We start from the raw sequence: 6,030 nt of genomic DNA on the forward strand, positions 1-6,030 counted from the left end.
ATCGCGGGGCAAGCCCGCTCCCACGACCTGACCCAGGCTGCAGCGTGGGAGCGGGCTTGCCCCGCGATAGCAATTGATCAGGCAGAGGCTGGCTCGAAGGCATCCTTGCGCCGGGTCAGCACCACCAACCCCGCTGCCCCCACCGCCATCAGCAGCAGCAACGCATGCCCACTGACCCACTGGCTACCCGCCCCGGCCAGCAGCGGCCCGAGCAGGCAACCGATACCCCACAGCTGCGCCACGTGGGCATTGGCCCGCACCAGCTCATCATCGCGATAGCGCTCGCCGATCAAGACCAGCGACAGGGTGAATAACCCTCCCGCACTGGCCCCGAACAGCACCCACAAGGGCCAGATCAGCGGCGTGTGCAGCAGCAGCGGAATGGCCAGGCTCGAGACCAGCAGGGTCAGCGCACAGCCACTGAACAACGTGCGTCGCGACATGCGATCGGCCAGCGCCCCGATCGGCAGCTGCAACACCGCATCGCCCACCACCACGGTGCTGACCATGAACAGCGCCACTTCTGTGGTGAAGCCCTGCTGCAGGCAATATACCGGCAGCAGGGTGAGGATCATGGCTTCGAAAGCGGCGAACAGGGCGATGGCCCAGGCAATGACCGGCAGCCGTCGGCAGAAGGCGAACAGGTCGAAGAAGGTAACGCTGCACGCCTCGGTGCTGGGTGCGCCGCTACGGCCAATGAGGATCAGCGGGGCAACCAGCAGCAGCCCGGTCGCCGCCCAGAAGCCAAAGTCATCGTTGGAGCCGAGAAAACCCAGCACCATTGGCCCGGCCAGCTGGCTCAGGGCGTAGCTGCTGCCATACAGCGCCACCAGCCGCCCGCGCCATTGCTCGACCACCAACTGGTTGATCCAGCTTTCGCCGAGGATGAACACCACGGTCAGCGACATGCCGATCAGCAGGCGCAGCGCCAGCCACAGCGGGTAGCTGGGAAGCAACGCCACCAGGCCGATCGACAGCGCCCCGCCCCACAGGCACAGGCGCATGGCGGCCGGTACACCGACCCAACCGGCCAGGCGGCTGGCCACGGCGGCGCCGACCAGCACGCCCAGCGCCGGCATTGCCGCCATCACGCCGATGGCGAACCCGCCGTAACCCCAGCCCTCCAGGCGCAGGGACACCAGCGGCATGCTCACGCCGAGCGCGAGCCCGACACTGAGCACCGACGCCAGCACGGCAAAATAGGTTCCCCAACGCATGGTGGCCTCCCGGGCAGTCAAATCAGGCAGAAAGCATCGCGGGGCAAGCCCGCTCCCACGCCGCCAAGGGTTTGATGATGATTCATCAGCGCTTGGTTGCGTGGGAGCGGGCTTGCCCCGCGAAAAGGCGTTACCGGATTACAGCTTGATCCAGGTCGCCTTCAGCTCGGTGTACTTCTCCAGCGCGTGCAGCGACTTGTCACGGCCGTTGCCCGACTGCTTGAAGCCACCGAACGGCGCGGTCATGTCGCCGCCGTCGTACTGGTTGACCCAGACGCTGCCGGCACGTACGGCGCGGGCGGTCTTGTGGGCCTTGGAGATGTCCGAGGTCCAGATGCCGGCCGCCAGGCCGTACGGGGTGTCGTTGGCGATGGCAATGGCTTCTTCGGCGGTGTCGAAGGTGATAACCGACAGCACCGGGCCGAAGATTTCTTCCTGGGCGATCTTCATGGCGTTGGTCACGCCGTCGAAGATGGTCGGCTCGACGTAGGTGCCGCCGGTCTCTTCGAGGATGCGCTTGCCGCCAGCCAGCAGCTTGGCGCCGTCCTGGTGACCGGCGTCGATGTACGACAGCACGGTGTTCATCTGCTGGGTATCGACCAGCGCACCGACGGTGGTTGCCGGGTCCAGCGGGTTGCCCGGTTTCCAGGCCTTGAGGGCCTCGACCACCATGGGCAGGAACTTGTCCTTGATCGAACGCTCCACCAGCAGACGCGAACCTGCGGTGCAGACTTCACCCTGGTTGAAGGCGATGGCGCTGGCTGCGGCCTCGGCGGCGGCTTGCAGGTCCGGGGCGTCGGCGAAGACGATGTTCGGGCTCTTGCCGCCGGCTTCCAGCCAGATGCGCTTCATGTTCGACTCGCCGGCGTAGATCATCAGCTGCTTGGCGATCTTGGTCGAACCGGTGAACACCAGGGTGTCGACATCCATGTGCAGGGCCAGGGCCTTGCCCACGGTGTGGCCATAGCCTGGCAGCACGTTGAGCACGCCCGCCGGGATACCGGCTTCGATCGCCAGCTGGGCGATGCGGATGGCGGTCAGCGGCGATTTTTCCGACGGCTTGAGGACGATGGAGTTACCGGTGGCCAGGGCCGGGCCGAGTTTCCAGCAGGCCATCAGCAGCGGGAAGTTCCACGGCACGATGGCACCGACCACACCCACCGGCTCACGGGTAACCAGGCCGAGCTGGTCGTGCGGGGTTGGCGCGACTTCGTCGTAGACTTTGTCGATGGCTTCGGCGTTCCAGTGCAGGGCACTGGCCGCACCTGGTACGTCGATGCTGGAGGAGTCGCCGATCGGCTTGCCCATGTCGAGGGTTTCGAGCAGGGCCAGCTCTTCGACGTGCTTGCGCAGCAGGTCGGCGAAGCGGATCAGCTTGGCCTTGCGCTTGGCCGGAGCCAGGCGCGACCAGACGCCGGATTCGAACACGGCGCGGGCATTTTCGACAGCGCGGTTGGCATCGGCCAGGTCGCAGCTGGCAACCTTGGCCAGGAAGCGTCCGTCCACCGGGCTCAGGCAGTCGAAGGTTTCACCGGATGCGGCATCGGTGTATTCGCCGTTGATGAAGGCGCGGCCTTCGATCTTCAGTTGCTGGGCACGCTGTTCCCAGTCCGCACGAGTCAGGGTGGTCATAGGAAACTCCTCTCTTGTTAAGGTGCAACGCCGCACTGAGGACTCACGGGCGCTGTCAGAAATTCTGGCCGGGTGACGAGGCACACGGGCACCTGCCACCCTAAACCAGGGCGGGGAAACTATCAATATATTTGACACGAACGGCTCAAATGCCTACTGATGTTCATTTTATTAAACAACAACAGGGTAACCACCATGAGTATCGCCAGCATCGTCGACTTCGCCCAGGTTCTGACCGAGGCCGAACGCTACCGCCCGGCGGCGGAGAAAATCCTCAAGGGCGAGCCTGACCAGGCTGTCTACAACCACTATGCCAGCCCGTGCGGGCAGTTCGCCGCAGGCGTCTGGGAAGGTGAAGTGGGCCAGTGGACGGTGAACTACACCGAGCATGAATACTGCGAGATCGTGCAAGGTGTGTCGGTGCTGCGCGACCAGGAAGGCAATGCCAAGACCCTGCGTGCCGGCGATCGCTTCGTCATCCCGGCCGGCTTCAAGGGCACCTGGGAGGTGCTGGAGCCGTGCCGCAAGATCTATGTGATGTTCGAGCAGAAGTAAGTGCCAGCTTCTTCGCGGGTAAACCCGCTCCCACAGGCTGCGGGAGCAAGGGGGTCCTGCTGGCTTGCAGTGAAGCTCAGGTTTCGCGCGGCCCCTGTGGGAGCGGGTTTACCCGCGAAGAGGCTGAACACGATTTTCCTGCAGGCATAAAAAAACCCGCCACCTTACGGTTGCGGGTTTTTTCAGGTTGCCGATCAATTACTTGATCTTGGCTTCCTTGTACACCACGTGCTTGCGGACGACCGGATCGTATTTCTTGATCTCGATCTTGTCCGGAGTGGTGCGCTTGTTCTTGTCGGTGGTGTAGAAGTGGCCGGTACCGGCACTCGAAACCAGACGGATCAATTCACGCATGATGTTCTCCCTTAAACCTTGGCGCCAGCTTTGCGGATGTCGACCAGAACGGCATCGATGCCGCGCTTGTCGATGATACGCATGCCTTTGGCGGAAACGCGCAGACGCACGAAACGCTTCTCGGATTCAACCCAGAAACGGTGGTGCTGCAGGTTTGGCAGGAAACGACGACGGGTTTTGTTGTTTGCGTGGGAAATGTTATTCCCGGTTACTGGACCCTTACCAGTAACTTGACAGACTCTCGACATGCCTCAGCCCTCTAAAACCACATGCCCAACCCGGCATGGGTTGGCCGCTTAATCTCTCAGTCATTGGCGCTAGGCGCCGTGTTTCCGAGGGTCTTATCGACCGGAAGCGCTTACGCGACAGGCCGAGCCCCTAGAAAAGAGCGCTGCTTTATACCAGAAAGACTCAGCCGCAACAACAGAAGATGTGTCTTCAGGTCGTGCCGAGTGCGCCCGGGCAGCATAACGACTGGGGCGCCAAGGTGTCGACCGCCCGTCGCCGAATTAATGCGAAAGGGTGTGGTCATTTGCCCGTGCCCACACTAGGGTAGGACTTTTCCAGACTGCACCGGCAGATGGTGCCACAAACCCGCCAAGGAGCCACCATGCGTGCCGCCGCCCTTTCCCTGTTGTTCACCACGCTGTGCGCCGCCGGTCTTGCCCAGGCCGCGCCGCTGTCGGTGTGCACCGAAGCCAGCCCGGAAGGCTTCGACGTGGTCCAGTACAACTCGCTGACCACCACCAATGCCTCGGCCGATGTGCTGATGAACCGCCTGGTCGAATTCGATGCAGGGCTTGGCAAGGTCGTGCCCAGCCTGGCCGAGCGCTGGACGGTGTCGCCGGACGGCCTGATCTACGACTTCACCCTGCGCCAAGGCGTCAAATTCCACACCACGCCCTACTTCAAGCCCAGCCGCGAGCTGGACGCCGAAGACGTGCTGTTCAGCTTCCAGCGCATGCTCTACCCCGCCCACCCCTGGCACAAGACCGCTGCGGGCGGCTACCCGCATGCCCAGTCGCTGCAGCTGGGCAGCCTGATCAAGTCGATCGAGGCCCCACAGCCCAATACCGTGCGCTTCACCCTCTCGCACCCGGATGCCACCTTCCTGGCCACCCTGAGCATGGGCTTTGCCTCGATCTACTCCGCCGAATACGCCGACAAGCTGCTCAAGGCCGAGACCCCGGACAAGCTCAACAGCCAGCCTGTGGGTACCGGGCCGTTCGTCTTCCAGCGTTTCCAGAAGGACGCCGTGGTGCGCTACCGCGCCAACCCCGACTACTTCGCCGGCAAACCGTCGGTCGACCCGCTGATCTTCGCCATCACCACCGACGCCAACGTGCGCCTGCAGAAGCTCAAGCGCGGCGAATGCCAGGTGGCCCTGTCGCCCAAGCCGCTGGACATCGCCGAGGCCGGCAAGGACGGCAATCTCAAGGTGGCGACCACCCCGGCGTTCATGACCGCGTTCGTCGCCATCAACAGCCAGCACCCGCCGCTGGACAAACCCGAGGTGCGCCAGGCGATCAACCTGGCCTTCGACAAGCCGGCCTACCTGAAGGCCGTGTTCGAAAACACCGCCACCGCCGCCAACGGCCCTTACCCGCCGAACACCTGGAGCTACGCCAAGGACCTGCCGGGTTACGCCATGGATCAGAAGAAGGCCAAGGCGCTGCTGGCCAAGGCCGGCCTGGCCGATGGTTTTGCCACCACGATCTGGACCCGCCCGTCGGGCAGCCTGCTCAACCCCAACCCCAGCCTGGGCGCGCAGATGCTTCAGGCAGACCTGGCCAAGGTCGGCATCAAGGCCGAGATTCGCACCCTCGAGTGGGGCGAGTTGATCCGCCGCGCCAAGGCGGGCGAGCACGACCTGCTGTTCATGGGCTGGGCGGGTGACAACGGCGACCCGGACAACTTCCTCAGCCCGCAATTCTCGTGCGCGGCGGTCAAGTCCGGGACCAACTTTGCGCGGTTCTGCGACAGCCGTCTGGACCAGCTGATCAACGCCGGGCGCACCACCAACGACCAGAGCGTGCGCAGCCGCCTGTACCAGCAGGCCCAGGCACTGATCCAGCAGCAGGCGCTGTGGCTGCCGCTGGCGCATCCAACGGCGGCGACCTTGCTGCACAAGGGCGTCGAGGGGTATCAGGTGAGCCCGTTCGGGCGACTGGATTTCAGCAAGATCGCCGTAAACCGTTGAGGCCTCATCGCGGGGGGGGGGAAACCCCCCCCCCCCCCCGTGGGAGGGGGGGTTTCTCTCCCATTGTCTTTT

The 6,030-nt window shown here is 63.9% G+C and carries 6 protein-coding genes; 2 read left to right on the forward strand and 4 right to left on the reverse strand.

Translation table 11 applies throughout. From position 1 onward, the window contains the following. Positions 1–77: 77 nt before the first annotated feature. Together ACO6VM_RS21765 and ACO6VM_RS21770 are read right to left on the reverse strand one after the other, a co-directional pair. Entirely contained in the window at positions 78–1,217 is a 1,140-nt protein-coding gene (locus ACO6VM_RS21765; protein ID WP_390969529.1) for an MFS transporter, read from the reverse strand. 138 nt (positions 1,218–1,355) lie between these two features. After that, complete coding sequence (locus ACO6VM_RS21770; RefSeq protein ID WP_422403812.1) at positions 1,356–2,849, reverse strand: aldehyde dehydrogenase; 1,494 nt, start codon at positions 2,847–2,849, stop codon at positions 1,356–1,358. Positions 2,850–3,044: 195 nt separating this feature from the next. Here ACO6VM_RS21770 and ACO6VM_RS21775 point away from each other — a divergent pair, with 195 nt between their 5' ends. After that, positions 3,045–3,404, forward strand: a complete 360-nt coding sequence (locus tag ACO6VM_RS21775; protein WP_322359669.1) for a cupin domain-containing protein — start codon at positions 3,045–3,047, stop codon at positions 3,402–3,404. A 198-nt stretch (positions 3,405–3,602) separates the two neighbouring features. Here ACO6VM_RS21775 and rpmG read toward each other — a convergent pair whose 3' ends face one another. Together rpmG and rpmB are read right to left on the reverse strand one after the other, a co-directional pair. Next, entirely contained in the window at positions 3,603–3,758 is a 156-nt protein-coding gene (gene rpmG, locus ACO6VM_RS21780) for a 50S ribosomal protein L33 (protein WP_003253507.1), read from the reverse strand. Positions 3,759–3,769: 11 nt separating this feature from the next. Continuing rightward, a complete protein-coding gene (gene rpmB, locus ACO6VM_RS21785; RefSeq protein ID WP_003253504.1) occupies positions 3,770–4,006 on the reverse strand; it encodes a 50S ribosomal protein L28 in 237 nt (78 codons plus the stop codon). Positions 4,007–4,368: 362 nt separating this feature from the next. On the opposite strand from rpmB, the gene ACO6VM_RS21790 reads away from it, so the two are divergent. Next, positions 4,369–5,958, forward strand: coding sequence for an ABC transporter substrate-binding protein (locus ACO6VM_RS21790; protein ID WP_422403813.1), 1,590 nt, complete (start codon positions 4,369–4,371; stop codon positions 5,956–5,958). Positions 5,959–6,030 lie beyond the last annotated feature (72 nt).

Source organism: Pseudomonas sp. GZD-209, assembly GCF_049310485.1.
In the GTDB taxonomy this organism is placed as follows: domain Bacteria; phylum Pseudomonadota; class Gammaproteobacteria; order Pseudomonadales; family Pseudomonadaceae; genus Aquipseudomonas; species Aquipseudomonas sichuanensis.

Coding starts and splice junctions, on each gene's coding strand:
- ACO6VM_RS21765 (WP_390969529.1), bottom strand. CDS start 1,217: ATGCGTTGGGGAACCTATTTTGCCGTGCTGGCGTCGGTGCTCAGTGTC.
- ACO6VM_RS21770 (WP_422403812.1), bottom strand. CDS start 2,849: ATGACCACCCTGACTCGTGCGGACTGGGAACAGCGTGCCCAGCAACTG.
- ACO6VM_RS21775 (WP_322359669.1), top strand. CDS start 3,045: ATGAGTATCGCCAGCATCGTCGACTTCGCCCAGGTTCTGACCGAGGCC.
- rpmG (WP_003253507.1), bottom strand. CDS start 3,758: ATGCGTGAATTGATCCGTCTGGTTTCGAGTGCCGGTACCGGCCACTTC.
- rpmB (WP_003253504.1), bottom strand. CDS start 4,006: ATGTCGAGAGTCTGTCAAGTTACTGGTAAGGGTCCAGTAACCGGGAAT.
- ACO6VM_RS21790 (WP_422403813.1), top strand. CDS start 4,369: ATGCGTGCCGCCGCCCTTTCCCTGTTGTTCACCACGCTGTGCGCCGCC.